This is a genomic window from Aliiruegeria haliotis (genome assembly GCF_003003255.1).
Classification (GTDB): Bacteria; Pseudomonadota; Alphaproteobacteria; order Rhodobacterales; family Rhodobacteraceae; genus Tropicimonas; species Tropicimonas haliotis.
Genome location: NZ_PVTD01000007.1, coordinates 188076 through 201895, shown reverse-complemented (window position 1 = coordinate 201895; position 13820 = coordinate 188076). Strand labels below are relative to the sequence as shown.

Genomic DNA, 13820 nt, shown 5'->3' with positions numbered 1-13820 from the left:
ATGCCACAGGCCCCCCTCGACGCCATTGTAAAGATCGAAACCTTCATCATCTCGATCCCGCGCGAAACCCCCTATCTCGGCCCGCTCAAGGATGGGGAGTTCATCAACGAAAAGGGCTACCTGATCCGCAAGGGCAATCGCTCGATCTATCCCAGCACCGACATGACCCTGCTCATCAAGGTGACGGGTGAGAGCGGGCTGGTCGGCTGGGGCGAGTGCTATGGCATCGCCGCGCCTGAAGCGCCCAAGGCGATCATCGACGACCTTGTCGGCCCGACGCTGATCGGCCGCGACCCGTCGGAGCCGATGGTCATCCATGAAGACATGTACGACCTGATGCGCGTGCGCGGCTTCTGGGGCGGGTACTATGTTGACGCTCTTGGCGGCCTCGATATCGCGATCTGGGATCTCTACGGCAAACTGACCGGGCTTTCGGTCTCGCAACTGCTTGGCGGCAGGCGGCACGACACCATTCCGGCTTACGTGTCCGGCCTTCCGCGCGCCACACTCACGGAGCGTTGCGACCTGGCGGTGGACTTTGTCAAAAAGGGCTTCAAGTGCTTCAAGTTCGCCGCCGCCGTTTCCGACGAGGGCATCGTGCAGGAGATGGCCGCGCTGCGCGAAGCGGTCGGTCCGGATATCGACCTGACGGTTGACCTGCACTGGAAGTTCGAGGCCAGCGAGGCGATCCGGCTGATCCGGCGGCTGGAGCAATACAACCTCTACTTCGCCGAGGCCCCGTGCCAGCCCGAAGACCTCGAAGGGCAGAAACGGGTCTCCGAGGGGATCGGCGTTCCGCTGGCGCTTGGTGAGGAATGGCGGACGGTCTATGAGTATCGCCCGCGGCTAGAAGCGCGCTGCATGGGCATCATTCAGCCCGAGATCGGCCATACCGGCATCACGCCCTTCATCCAGATCGGGCACATGGCGCAGGCCTTCCACATCAAGATCATCCCGCACGCGTCGATCTCTGTCGGCATCTTCATGGCGGCCTCGCTTCAGGCCACGTCAGCGCTGCAACGCGTACCCTATCACGAGTACCAGCATTCGATCTTTGATCGGAATCTCGGCTTCACCACCGGCGACATGGCCTGCGAGGCTGGGCACTACACCGTCCCGACCGGGCCGGGATTGGGCGTGGAGCCGACTGAAGAAGTTTTCGACTACGTCGTGGAGGCGTGAGACAATGAGTAAGGATTACAAAGGCATTTGGCCGGTCATGTATGCGTTCTGGGGCGAAGATGGTCGTCTCGACCGGGAGGCCATGAAACGGCAGATCGACTACTGTATTGCGATGGGTGTTCATGGGATCACCGTGCATGGCCTCGTGACCGAGGTGCACAAGATGGATGTCAACGAGCGCATGCATCTTGTCGAGATGGTGGGCGACCTGATTGGCGGACGAACGCAATATGCCGTCACCGTGGCCGAGCCGACGATCAAGGGGCAGGTCGCCTTTTCCCACGCCGCCGCGCGCGCCGGCGCCGATTTCGTGATCCTGCAGCCGCCGGCGATAAAGGGCATCACGCAGGACAACCTGATCGATTTCTTCGGCTCGGTCGCCGATGCAGTCGACGTGGATGTCGCGATCCAGAACAACCCGGTCAATCTGGACGTCTCGCTGTCGGTCGGGAGCATGATTGAGCTGAATCGCCGGCACCCGAATATTGGCATTCTAAAGGGCGAAGGTTTCTCGATAGATATCGAGACAGTGATCCGCGGTTCTGGTGGCGCCTTCAAGGTTTTTGGCGGCCATGGCGGTATCGAGTTCCCCGCTCTTCTGCGTTCCGGCGGCGTCGGCCTGATCCCGGCGCCCGACTATATCGCCGGCGATATGCAGATCTGGCGGCTCTGGGAGCAGGGTGGCGCTGCCAATCTGCCGCTGATCGATCGCATCCACGCCGAAATGCTGCCGGCGATCGTCTTCATGTCGCGCTCTGTCCCGGCCATGCTTTGCTATGGAAAACGCCTCTTCGCGCGCCAGGCCGGGATTGAAGAGGTGCATGATCGCGCGCCTTTTGTCACGCCCACCGAATTCGGCCTTGAGGAACTCGTGCGTTTCGAGGCGATGCTTGCGCGGGCCGGGGCCCCCGAAAGCCTCGCAGCGTGAGGAGGCGAGCATGACACCGAACGAGATATTCGACCTTTCGGGCCGGACGGCCCTTGTCACCGGGTCAAGCCGCGGGATCGGAGAGGCAATTGCCGAAGGTCTCGCCGGTGCGGGCGCCAGAGTGGTGACCCATGCCACGACGCTTGCCGGCGCCGAACGCACGGCAGACAAGATCCGCGCCGCTGGCGGGCAGGCTGAGGCCGTGGTGCTGCCACTGGACGGCGAAGGCGCCGGGCGCGAGTTGATCGAGACGGTAGAGGACAAGTTCGGGCCCGTCGACATTCTGGTCATCAATGCGTCTGCACAGATCAACAAACCCTTGGGCGACATGACCCGGCAGGACATGGAGTTCCAGATCGCGGTCAACCTCGTGTCCACGGTCGATATGCTGGAATGCTGCCTGCCGCGCATGGCAGAGCGTGGCTGGGGCCGTGTCGTCAGCATCGGGTCGGTCAACCAGTTGCGTCCGAAGCCATTGGTGCCGGTCTATGCCGCAACCAAAGCCGCGCAACACAACCTGATCCTGGGACAGGCTCGCGACTATGCGGCAAGGAACGTTCTGCTCAACACGCTCGCGCCGGGCATGGTCGCCACGCCGCGCCACGCCGATCGCCGCGCCGCCGACCCCCAGGGCTTCGACGCCTATTGCAAGACGCTCAACTGGATGGGTCGGTCTGGCCGATCCGAGGAGATGGTGGGCGCTGCGCTCCTGCTTGCCTCCGATGCGTGTAGCTTCATGACAGGCGAGAGTATTACACTCTCGGGGGGAACGGACTGACAGGAGTGGGAATGGCACGACGAGCCGGGAAGGTGGTCCTGTCAGGAGGATTCCGGTTATGGCGGTGAGGGCTGCCTCGTAGCGTCGGAACATGACCAACCGTGACCCGTTCAAGGGCTTTCACAGCAGCCCGGAAGTCATCCGCCGGGGTGTAGTTATGTAGTTCCGTTTCCCGTTTTCGTTCCGAACCGTCGAGGATCTGCTTCACGAGCGAGGCGTCGATATCAGCCACGAAACTGCCCGCTAGTTGGTGGCACTGGTTCGCGTCGTTGCTCGCTGCCGAGATCCCAAAGCGCCGAGTCACAGGTATGCGGTCGAGCCACTGGCGTTGGCATCTGGACGAGATCTTCGTGAGGATCAACGGCGAGCGGCACTACCTCTGGCGGGCCGTCGTCCACGAGGGCGAAGTACTTGAAAGCTACGTGACAATGTCCCGTGACACGGAAGCTGCGTTGAAATTCCCTATCAAAATGCTGCGCCGCTACGCTCGGTCGGAGACCACCGCCACCGATTGGCTTCGCTCTTGCGGCGCGGCCTTGAAGGAGATTGGCGCTCCAGCACTTCAAGAATCCGGCCGCTGGCTCAACAAAAGGGCAGAGAACCGGCACCTGGCGTTCCGGCGAGGAGAACGGGCAATGCAGCGCCTTCGGAGAATGCGACGTTTGCAGCTGTTTGCCGCCGTCTGCGTCTCTGTCTTCAACCATTTCAACTCGGAGCGGAGCTTCTACTCGTGAGCCAACCTCAAGAAAACGTGCCGATACTCTCGCAATGTGGCGGCAGCTTGGCGTGACCTGGGGGCTGCGATCCTGCCTTTGCAGAGACGAGTTCGAATTGGTCTGCAACCATCCGCTGATTGGCACCATCACCTGGTTTTTCGCTGGGACTAGGTCATCGGGATGATATCAAGGCAAAAAGTGGTTCATCCGCGACGAACAAGCGATCCCTATTCCAGCCTCGAAGTGACAGGACTGCCTCTTGGAACCCATCCGGATACTGAGCGAGCAACTCACGAATTTTGCACGTGAGATCATTGCGTTGCTACCCAATTTTCTTGCGGCGCTCTTGGTGTTGGCGCTGACTTTGCTCGTGGCGCGATTTGCGGGCCTCATCGCCCGGAAGGTGCTGACTCGGTCGAAAGCGCGACCGTCGCTTCTCGCCGCGGTGGCGAGCATCCTGCGTCTCTTGGTCTGGATCACAGGGTTCTTGATTGCAGCCACCGTCGTGTTCCCCAATTTGACCCCAACCAAACTGGTCGCCGGTCTTGGCATCGGTTCCATCGCGATCGGTCTGGCCTTCAAGGATATTTTTGAGAACTTCCTCGCCGGTTTCTTGATACTGCTGCGTAAGCCGATGCGGATCGGCGATGACATTGAATGCGAAGGGCTCAGCGGGACGGTCGAGGAAATCTCGATCAGAGATACCTTCCTACGCAAACGGTCGGGCGAGTTGGTGATCGTTCCGAACAGCCATCTGTTCAAGAACCCGGTCAAGATCCTGACGGACACGGAGTTGCGCCGCATCTCGCTCGTGGTTGGCGTTGCCTATGGCGAAGATGCTGCCGCCGCAAAAGATGTGATCGAATCCGCAATCCAAAAGATCAACAGTCCAGACGCCGAACAACCCGCACAGGTGTTCGCCGTCGAGTTCAATTCGTCCTCAATCGACTTCCTCGTGCGCTGGTGGGCAAAAAGTGCTCCTCCCGATGAGCACGTCTCCCGGAATGCGGCGGTGCTAGCCATCAAGGCCGCCCTTGACGATGCTGGCATCGAGATTCCATTCCCCTACCGTACACTGACTTTCGCCGAACCGCTGGCCCTTCAACGGGACAGTGCGGGCGAAACTCCACCTCGGAAGGGCTGACGTCTCGTATTCGTCCGAGTGATGTTTTGGGGATTTGGCCTATCGCGGGGGAAGGGGCCGGGTAGGGTCTCCAGATGACAAAACGTGACGCGTTCAAATACTTCAATACGAGCAAGGAGATCATTCGCCTGGCGGTGATGCTCTATGTTCGTTTCCCGTCGTCGCTCAGGAATGTCGAGGACCTGCTGAATGAGCGTGCATCGATGTCAGTCACGGATCCGTCCGTTTCTGGTGGCATCGGTTCGGACCGATTTGCTTCGGTCCTACGGCGCCGATCTGAGAGAAATCAGTGCGACGGTCCCGCAGGAAACGGGCCGTTCGCTGAACAGTCGGGAGGAGAACTCGCACCTGCCATTCCGACGGCGAGAGCTGACACTACAGCGGTTTCGGCGAATGCGACGTCTGTAGATGGTTGCATCCGTCCACGCCTTCGTCTTCAATCATTTCAATTCGGAGCGTACCCTCTCCTCCAGAGCCATATTCAAGAGGAACCGCACCGCTGATCCCGCCGAGTGGCGCGGATACTGCGCGGCATTGGGGGCAGGGCCACTTTCCAATCTTGGACTGGTTCGAATTGGTCCAACAGCACCACTTTTTTTTGTTGCTCGGGCCCCTCTCGGTACTTTCCCCGCAATCACCTGTCGGTCAGCGTGACCCTGGGCTTCAGGTGGTTCAGGCTTTCCTTGAGAATGAGCCCACCGAGTTCTCGCTCTGCCACTGTTCTGCGGGCCTACACGGCCGCACTGCGGCCACGCTCCCTTGAGCTTCTCAGCCTGGCGTTCTCTTTCTCCATGTTGCGCAACTCCGATAGCTGAGACTTGTCCATCCCGCCGAACCGACGCCGCCAGTTGTTGTAAGTTGGATCACTGACCCCGACCGCACGATATGCCGTCGGCACGACATCTCCATCCGCCAGTTTCAACTCTATCTCACGCAGCGGCTTCCAGATGTCGTCATCCGGGTACCTTCGTCGAGGCATCTCGTGTCCCCCGTTTCGTGTTCAGACAATGGCCCGGTGTTATGGGGGCAGGCACACCTCGTCCCGCCGCTCGCACAGCAATCGCCGATACCCGCATTCAATGATGGAACGACGCCGGGCACTTCGACCGTGCCAAATCTGGCCAGCACGACTCGAACCAGACATTGAGGAGAGGGCATCGTGCGCACAGCGGGCAACAATCGGTGCGAAGTGACCGAGCCATAGCCGACTTCTGGAGCGACCTTGCAGAAAGCTGCACCGTCTCCCTCTCGCCGCAAGAGCGGCCAGAGGGAAACTGCTTTGCTCATCCTGCACGGGCAGAAAGTTCAGGGTTTTGCATTGCTTCTGTTTCGAAAGGGAACAAACGGCTCATCAGAAGCTCCGCAAATTGCAGCGTTTGTTGAGGCAGGACTCTGGAATCGGATGAAAGGAGGCGCGCCTTGACCCGCGTTGCAAGTTGGAGCCGCCAGTCAGATGCCAACGTGATGCGTTCTTGTGTTGCCCAAGCCTCTACCTGGTCCACGAGTGGCAAGTCGGGCCTTGCCACGTCGATGAAGAGCCGCTCCGGCCGACGTTCTATACGGTCCACGAGCGGTGCCACGAGATCGAGCCCGACCAGATCTTCGATTTGCGCCTGCTCCATCCCCACGATCTCGTGCAGTCCGATGACCCGATCCGGACAGGTGGAGTGGCTGGAGGCGCGCAGCTTTCTGGCTTGCACCCGTCCGATATCGGTTCCGTCGAGCAGGACAGGCGGTACCTCCGCATCTTCGTTGGCCATCAGTGCCGCCATGGCTTGCATGACGCGTTGTCCGGTGGCGGGGGCGAACACGACCTCCCGCCGCGGTTGGAACCGCCCGGCACCGATGAGCAACGTCTTGAGCACGGAAAGGTATGTCTGGTCGGTCGTGCTTCCCACCAGAACCGGCTGTGCGCCACCCAGCATCGCCTCGGCCACAGCGATGTTCAGCGCCGAACGCACCGCAAAGCTAGCCCCGCGCTTGGTGTCGGTTCCTTCCTCGGACCGCAGGTCATTGGACACCCGGGTCGATCCGTCTCGCCCGACATACACTTTCCGGGCGCGTTCGAGCCTGTCTGCATCCACGAGGAATGGCGAATGAGTGGTGTAGACGATCTGGTTGGTTGCGGCGAGCCCGTCAAAGAAGCTGGATAGATCGCGCTGCGCCAGGGGATGCAACGAATGCCCCGGCTCGTCGAGCAGCAGAACCGCATTGCGATGTGCCCCCTGGCTTTCGTGAAGAAAGACAAGGAAGAAGCTCAGGAACCACTGTAGTCCGGTCGAACGGTTCTCCAGTTCGACCTCCTGCGGACGCCGCGCGTCGTTGACCCAGATGCGGAAATGGTTGCCATCTGCTTCGAAGCGGAAGCGGTAGTCGCCCTGTTTCCACCATTTTCCAAAACGTTCGGTGAGCTTCGTGCTCGCCGATTGCAGGAGGATCGACCGCGTTCTTTTGGCTTCGGCAATCTCGCTCAGAAGCTGCGCATCCGGACCTTCTTCCGGAGTACGCGCCCGCTTCAGGAAGTCGAGGAACTTCCCGGCTTTGCTCTCCTCCTCGAGGCGCAAGGCGGCGGCTTCGTTGCGGATCTCCCGGAAATCCCTGCCAAGTTGCAGGATTTCCTCCGCTTCAAGCCCAACGAAACCGAACAAAACCCGCAAAGTGCGCGCCTTCGCAGCCTCCTTGGCACCCAGGTCGCCACGCGCCATGTTCTCGACGACATGTGGAAGGTAGATCTCGGCATCGAGATTGCCGTAGTTCGAATAGTAGACGAATTTGGGCATACGCGAGAGGACCGCGTCGCGCACAGTATCGATCTGCCCCGGATCGGGTTTCAGGATGGCGGCCATGCGCTTGCCCAACGAGGTTTGAAGAGAGCGCAGTTCCGGCACGATGACCGAGGTCGCCGGTGGATCCTGCGGCAGGATCGCGGCTACCTTGTCGCGCAGTCGGATCAGATCATTGGCCGTCAGGGGGGCGAACCCGTCGAGGTCATCCTCCATTTCGCCAAGGACCTGCAGTGCGGCAGCCTTGAGGTCGGCCTGACTATCAGGGGGCGCGGCTTCAGCAATCCGCTGCTTTGCCTCCGACAGGATCGGGCGGATATCGGATCGTTGTTCCAACTTCTTCGGACGGAAGTGCGGGAAGCTCACCGTGTAGCCGCCATCGTAGTTCCGGCCCACGCAAACTGTCGAAGCAAACTCGACCGGGATCTTCGCCAGTTCCGCCAGTTCCGCCGCGTCCTCGCCGGTTTCGAACTCGGCCGAGATGAACTGAAACTCGCCGGGATTGGCGCGGATTGCACCGAAGAGTGCCTTGGGGAAATCCGAGGTCGGTTTGATCTCCCCTCCGCCTGCGGGATTCAGCTTCCAGAGTGGCAACAAAAGGTTCGTCTTGCCGGACTCGTTCACACCGATGAGCGCAGTCACATGGTCCAAGTCAAGATAGCCGGAATCGCCCACGGAGCGAAAGTTGGTTACCCTGTAACGACGCAGGGTGAAGCCCGTCTTCTTTTCCGGGGCTTCGACTTCGGACTCGGCTGGAAACGCCTTTGCATAGGTCTTCAAGGAAATCGTCTTGTCGTGATGCATCAGCTTTTCTCCTACTGAGGTCGGGCTCCGACCTTGCCGGGCCTCGCACGATCTTGCTCGCGGATCGCAGCGAGATGACATCGGTCATTCACTTGGGTCTGATTGGAAAACGCGCGGGCGCTGGATTTCATCCCGCGGTTTCGAAACCTTCGCGTTTGATGTCGCCGTTAAACGCGGGTGGCGCGCACCTTGGCCGCAATGGCGATGGCAGCTGGACGAGTTGTCCGTGGAGATCAACGGCGGAAGCCGCTACCTTTGCTGGGCCGTCGTTCACGAGGGTGAGGTTCTTTAGCGCTTTGTTACAAAAACGCGCGACAGTACGGCAGCGTTCGAATTCACTCGCAAATCAATGATGTGCTACGGTCGGCCGGAAATGATCGTTACCAACCGGCTCCGCGCGTACGGTGCTGCGCTGAGGGAAATCGGGACGGCAGATCGGCAGGAACCGCGTCGGTGGCCAATCAACAGGGGCGTGAATTCGCGCCTGCCATTTCGGCGATGAGAACGAGCGATGCAGCGCTTCCGACGGATTCGGAGTCTTAGGATGTCCGCTGCCGCCCACGCCTCTGTCTTCAAACAATGCAACTCGGAGCGAAGCGTCTCCTCAAGAGACAGCTTCAAGAAGCACCGCGCTGCCGCTCGTGCCGAGTGGCGTCAGCTCGGTGCGGCATAGAGGGCAAAGGTACTGATCTTGCAGAGACGAATTCGCACTGGGCTGACACCCTCTGCCGTCAGCCGTGTGTGCATACCCGGCCGTGACACCCTCGCATCTCTTGCCGAAACTGTTCGGAAATTGCGCAATCTCGTACCACTTGCCGAGGTGGCGTTCGATGTGGAGTACCGAAACCGGCGTAATCTCTACCGTCCGGTCCCGGTAGGTCTCGGCAATCGCCGGGCTCACAAATGCGATCAGGATCCCAGCAGGAACCGCCCCATGGATGTCCGATATGCTCCTCCACCCATTGATGTCGAGTTGCAGGTTGCGAGAGTTCGGCCCGGCCGAGTGCTGGCACCAGATCGATTAAACTGGGTTCTGCGCCCCGACATAGTAGGTCAGTTTGCCATCCTCGTCGAAGAGCGGGCGGATCCTGAGCCTGTTCATGAAGGCTTCACCCGATTTGCGATAGTTGAGGATGTCGATCGTGAAGGTCGTTCGCGCTTTCAGTGCGGCGCGAATTGCCTCGACTGCATTCGGATCTGTGTCCGGTCCCTGGAGGAACCGGCAATTCTGTCCCAGAACGTCTTCGGGGGCATAACCCGTCTGCTCCTCGAACTCTTCGCTGATATAGATCATCGGGTTGTCGGGCAGCGCCGGATTGGTGATCACGACGCTCATCGACCGCTCGTCGGACTCGAGCATGGCAATCAGATCGTTTTCGCTGGGTACGGGGTCGGACACGGCAAGCTCCTGTAGAGAGGTCGATAGGCGTTTGCCGCCATCCTACCGCCCTGGCATTGTTGAGCAACACTCGGCTCGTTCCGGTGTAACATGTCGGACCTGCTTCACATGTCACCAGTTTTCTGTGCCAGGGGCCCCCTTGACCGTTCCCGAAAGGTTCGGCGTAACCCAACCGCCATAGAATCCGCCGGGTTGTGGTGTGGCCCGGGCACCGCCGACGCGACAGGTCTCCATCAAGTTGGCATAGAATGCGACGTATCCTGCGAGCGGGGCGAAAGCTGCGGATGGGTTTGGGTAGCACCAAGCGGCGCGCCTTGCGGAAAACCCGTTCGTGAGCACGTTGAAATAGCGCGCGGCGCCCTTCCACTCGCAATAGCTTCTCCCGGGCACGCCGGAGAGCTTGGCACGGATGTCGTCGGGCGGCAGGTAATAGGTCGGCGCGTGATGCGTTTCCAGTACCCTGAAAGCCCTTGTCGTGTCGGCAATCGTCTCACCGCCGCAGGCGATCTCGATGCGATATGGCACAAGTTCAAGCCTTGGTGGTCTCGGGTAGTCCTGAACGTTCTCGGGTGGAAGCGTCATCGCGGTTCTCATGTGAAACGGGAAAGCACCGCCGCCGCCATACCGATGTGTGCCAGAGTGACGGCAACGGACAGTGCGTGAAGGAACTGGAATCGGCGTTTCTGGCCGGTGTCAGTGGCCTCGTTGATCGCCGGAATCAAAACCTGTCGCGCGGGGACTACTGTCGCCGCGACGCAGCCCAGCAGTAGTGCGCCGATAGGGTCCGAAGACAGCAGCAGCAACGCAGAGATGGACGAAAAGACCAGAACGAACAGGTAGAACTGTGGAAAGGCGCGACGCAACAGCCGTCCTGCCTGCCCGGCAGGCAGGTTTGAGAAAAGGAAGGTGGCGAAGCCGAAAGCGTAGAGTGCCATGCCACCGAAGAGCAGCGCGGTTGAGAGCAGGGCGAGCAACGTCACGGCATCTTCCGCCGCGCGAGGCGGGACAAGACAGGACGTAGCGGTAGGAACAGCCGATACATGGTTTCGAGAAAAAAAGAGACTGGCCAGATCCGAGCTAGACGTCCGGCGAAGCGCCAGCTGGGTAGCACCTGCCAGATTGCAGCAAAGGCGGCCGCACCGGACATCAGAGATCCGTCCGGACGGCGCACATGAAACCTGCGCATGGCGTCATCCCGATGGAGACCCGGGCCGGTTTCGGTCGCCGGCCGGGAAACGTCGACTAGCCGCAACGCGTTGCCACCGTCGCGCGATGCGTAAAAACCGATTTCGGCCGCGCATAGGGGACACGACCCGTCGAAATACACGGTCAGTTCGTCGCCGACCGACCCAATTGTCGCTTGCGTACAGCTATTGATGTCGGATGTTTCCATGACGCTTCGGCCCGTCTTGTTCCAGTCTCCAGCCTAGATAGTTCAATCCTGCCGGACGTCCCGAAACGATTGGTCTATTCGCACCGAAGTCAGAGTTGGACACAGCGCCCGACAGAACCATCTCGTTCGATATGCCGATTCAAAGAGAACCCTTTGCCGTCTTGCCGGGCACCCGCCTATCCGGACTTCACCTGCTCGATGAGTTTCGTCCTCGAATGGGGAGGCACTATGAAGAGGGCCGAAACGTCGATGCCGGGCCGGGCAAGCACCACGCCGTCAGCCGGTTGTCGCCCTACGTCCGCAAGCGTCTGGTGACTGAGAAGGAACTGGTCACTGCAGCAATCGAAGCTCATGGGGCCAATCAGGCTGAGAAGTTCATCCAGGAGGTGATCTGGCGCGGGTACTTCAAGGGCTGGCTCGAGCGACATCCGTCTGTCTGGGCGGACTACCGTTCGAGACTGGCTCGTGACTTGTCGCAGATGCAAGGCGACGCAGGTCTGCGCGATGCTGTAGCGGCAGCTGAGACCGGCAAGTCCGGTCTGGAATGCTTCGACTTCTGGGCGCGAGAACTGGTCGAAACCGGATACCTTCACAACCATGCCCGCATGTGGTTCGCGTCGATCTGGATCTTCACGCTGAAACTCCCCTGGCGGGTCGGGGCGGATTTTTTTCTTCGGCATTTGCTGGACGGGGATCCCGCCTCGAACACACTCGGTTGGAGGTGGGTCGCGGGGCTGCATACGCGCGGCCGTGCTTACGAGGCGAATGCCTGGAACATCGAGAAATTCAGCCTGGGTCGGTTTCGGCCAAAACCTTCGGAACTGGCGTCCGATGTGCAACCGTTGGATGGCGAAGAGCCGCACGGTCCGCCGCCCCTGTCGCCGTTGCGTGAGATCAATTCACCACAGACCGGTGCGCCAACTGCTCTGCTCGTTACCGAGGACGATTGCCGCGTGGAGGAGTACGATCTCTCGCATCTGGATATTCGATGCCGTGCCACTCTGGCGGGAAGCTCGCTGCGGTCCAGTCGTCCCGTGGCGCAATCCGTCATTGCGTTCGAACGTGCTGCACTTGACGATACCGCCGCCCGACTCGGACATACGGCCACAGAGCTTCATGCGACGCCCCAGACGGATCTCGTCGATTGGGTGCACCGTGCGGGGGCTGTTCAGATTGTAACTCCGTATATCGTGCAGGGGCCATTGCGTGATTGGCTCTGTCCACAACTGGCTCGGCTCTCGGCGAACGGCATTGCCCTTTGCGAGATTCAACGCGACTGGGACCGCGCGATCTGGCCACATGCCACGGCGGGGTTCTTCAAGGTCAAGAAACGGATCCCCGAGATCTTCGCTGCTGCGAGAGTGCAATGATACCCCAGTCTGAATTGGCATTCATCGGTGCCTTGGACTCATCAGGAAGACGCCTCGGAGAGCCGGCTGTCAATTGTCGGGGACATGCCGTCCAGGTCGTGCGACGGATTTCGGGAAGCGGGGTGTCACACCGCCTCACCGGCCGGCCGTCGCTCACGGAAAAGGTTGGCACCGCGCAGCACCCCGGCGCGCCGTGCCGAGCCCATACGATCCCAGGTTTGGTACATGTTCCCCTTTCTGGGGTTTGGCGCGATACAGGCACGATGACGGTCCAGGAAATGCCAGTAGCGCAGGCTGAACGGGCAGGCTTCGTTCCCGAACTTGTTGTCGACCGAGTGGCTGCAGGACCCGCAGCAATCCGACATCCGATCGATGTCGTACCAGAAGAAATGTACGGCTTGAGAGCGAAAAGACCGCCATTGGCAAACCGGTTCACTGCAAGCGTGTTGGGGGCTTCGGTCCATTCAAATGCGTCGGCATGAACGGCGAGATACCATTCGTGGACCTGCGCGGGATCGATCCCGGCAAGCAACGCGGATTTGCGGGTGACCATCAGTCGCCGGATGTGAGGCGCGTATCCGGATGCCGAGCGGAAGATCGGAGCGCTGCGACAATTGTACCCGACCTCTTCAACCGGGATTTCTCAAGCCTGCAGAAGTGCGGGGTTTCGACGGGTTGGGATGAAGCACATGCTCAGCGGTGGGCAGTAGAGAGGATCAGCCCGGCGGAGACCAGCGTTACCCCGGTAGCGCGGTTGAGCCAGGTGCGGCCGGGGCCGGAAGAGACGAACCGGCCGAGCCGTGCGCCGGCGGCAGCGTAGGTGCTGATGGCGACGAGTTGCAGCCCGAGGAAGGCCGCGCCGAGCACGGCGAATTGCAGTGGGATCGACTCGGTGGGGGCGAGGAACTGCGGGAAGAAGGCGGTGAAGACGAGGATTGCCTTGGGGTTGGTGAGGGCGACAAGGAAGTCCTGCCGGGCGAGCTGCCACCACGGCAGGAAAGGTGCCTCGGGCGTGGCGCTGCTCCCCGATGCAGAGTGCGCCATGCGCAGGCCAAGGAAGACCAGGTAGAGCCCGCCGATCCATTTCAGGACTGTGAAATACGTTTCGGAGGCGGCCAGCAGTGCTCCCATGCCGATACCGCAGGCTGCGATCAGCAGCGCGAAGGCGGCGAGCCGGCCGGCGCCGGCAAGGACGGTTTTCCGGAAGCCCTGCTGCGCGGCCGTGGCGAGCGACAGCAGGTTGTTCGGGCCGGGGTAGACGGCGAGCGCGAGCGCTGCGGGGACAAAGACGATCCACGTGTGCAGGCTTGGCATATGATCCTC

At 60.7% G+C, this 13820-nt stretch carries 13 protein-coding genes and 3 pseudogenes; 8 read left to right on the top strand and 8 right to left on the bottom strand.

All coding sequences use genetic code 11. From position 1 onward, the window contains the following. From CLV78_RS16740 to CLV78_RS24565, 6 genes and pseudogenes are all read left to right on the top strand, one after another. Positions 1-1182, top strand: a complete 1182-nt coding sequence (locus tag CLV78_RS16740; RefSeq protein WP_106206104.1) for a mandelate racemase/muconate lactonizing enzyme family protein — start codon at positions 1-3, stop codon at positions 1180-1182. Between the two features lie 4 nt (positions 1183-1186). Beyond that, a complete protein-coding gene (locus CLV78_RS16735) occupies positions 1187-2110 on the top strand; it encodes a dihydrodipicolinate synthase family protein (RefSeq protein ID WP_106206102.1) in 924 nt (307 codons plus the stop codon). A gap of 10 nt (positions 2111-2120) precedes the next feature. Beyond that, on the top strand, positions 2121-2888 hold the full coding sequence (locus CLV78_RS16730; RefSeq protein WP_106206100.1) for an SDR family NAD(P)-dependent oxidoreductase: 768 nt from the start codon (positions 2121-2123) through the stop codon (positions 2886-2888). 91 nt (positions 2889-2979) lie between these two features. Next, positions 2980-3674, top strand: a pseudogene (locus CLV78_RS16725) (IS6 family transposase); the annotation flags it as partial. Between the two features lie 189 nt (positions 3675-3863). After that, a complete protein-coding gene (locus tag CLV78_RS16720; protein ID WP_106206098.1) occupies positions 3864-4748 on the top strand; it encodes a mechanosensitive ion channel family protein in 885 nt (294 codons plus the stop codon). Between the two features lie 74 nt (positions 4749-4822). Then, positions 4823-5279 (top strand): annotated as a pseudogene (locus CLV78_RS24565) (IS6 family transposase); the annotation flags it as partial. A gap of 199 nt (positions 5280-5478) precedes the next feature. Here the strand turns inward: CLV78_RS24565 and CLV78_RS16710 are convergent. Together CLV78_RS16710 and CLV78_RS16705 are read right to left on the bottom strand one after the other, a co-directional pair. Further along, positions 5479-5727 carry a transposase gene (locus CLV78_RS16710; RefSeq protein ID WP_106206096.1) on the bottom strand — a complete coding sequence of 83 codons (249 nt, stop codon included), beginning with the start codon at positions 5725-5727 and terminating at the stop codon, positions 5479-5481. A gap of 304 nt (positions 5728-6031) precedes the next feature. After that, a complete protein-coding gene (locus CLV78_RS16705) occupies positions 6032-8335 on the bottom strand; it encodes an AAA family ATPase (protein WP_158263579.1) in 2304 nt (767 codons plus the stop codon). Positions 8336-8642: 307 nt separating this feature from the next. On the opposite strand from CLV78_RS16705, the pseudogene CLV78_RS24955 reads away from it, so the two are divergent. Next, a pseudogene (locus tag CLV78_RS24955) lies at positions 8643-8837 on the top strand (IS6 family transposase); the annotation flags it as partial. Positions 8838-8939: 102 nt separating this feature from the next. Here CLV78_RS24955 and CLV78_RS16700 read toward each other — a convergent pair. From CLV78_RS16700 to CLV78_RS16680, 5 genes are all read right to left on the bottom strand, one after another. Beyond that, the gene (locus CLV78_RS16700; RefSeq protein ID WP_245925129.1) at positions 8940-9236 is read right to left on the bottom strand and encodes a lipocalin family protein; all 297 of its coding nucleotides are present in this window, start codon (positions 9234-9236) and stop codon (positions 8940-8942) included. Positions 9237-9356: 120 nt separating this feature from the next. Then, positions 9357-9734, bottom strand: a complete 378-nt coding sequence (locus CLV78_RS16695; protein ID WP_211301024.1) for a PAS domain-containing protein — start codon at positions 9732-9734, stop codon at positions 9357-9359. Positions 9735-9845: 111 nt separating this feature from the next. Beyond that, the gene (locus CLV78_RS16690) at positions 9846-10316 is read right to left on the bottom strand and encodes a DUF427 domain-containing protein (RefSeq protein WP_106206090.1); all 471 of its coding nucleotides are present in this window, start codon (positions 10314-10316) and stop codon (positions 9846-9848) included. Between the two features lie 8 nt (positions 10317-10324). After that, on the bottom strand, positions 10325-10714 hold the full coding sequence (locus tag CLV78_RS16685) for a DUF4149 domain-containing protein (protein WP_106206088.1): 390 nt from the start codon (positions 10712-10714) through the stop codon (positions 10325-10327). Further along, complete coding sequence (locus CLV78_RS16680) at positions 10711-11127, bottom strand: thiol-disulfide oxidoreductase DCC family protein (protein WP_106206086.1); 417 nt, start codon at positions 11125-11127, stop codon at positions 10711-10713. Before CLV78_RS16680 ends, CLV78_RS16685 begins: the two co-directional genes overlap by 4 nt. Positions 11128-11342: 215 nt before the next feature. On the opposite strand from CLV78_RS16680, the gene CLV78_RS16675 reads away from it, so the two are divergent. Next, positions 11343-12497: an FAD-binding domain-containing protein gene (locus tag CLV78_RS16675; RefSeq protein ID WP_106206084.1), complete on the top strand. Its 1155-nt coding sequence runs from the start codon at positions 11343-11345 to the stop codon at positions 12495-12497. A gap of 693 nt (positions 12498-13190) precedes the next feature. On the opposite strand, the gene CLV78_RS16665 is transcribed toward CLV78_RS16675, so the two are convergent. Beyond that, entirely contained in the window at positions 13191-13811 is a 621-nt protein-coding gene (locus CLV78_RS16665) for a LysE family translocator (protein ID WP_106206080.1), read from the bottom strand. Positions 13812-13820 lie beyond the last annotated feature (9 nt).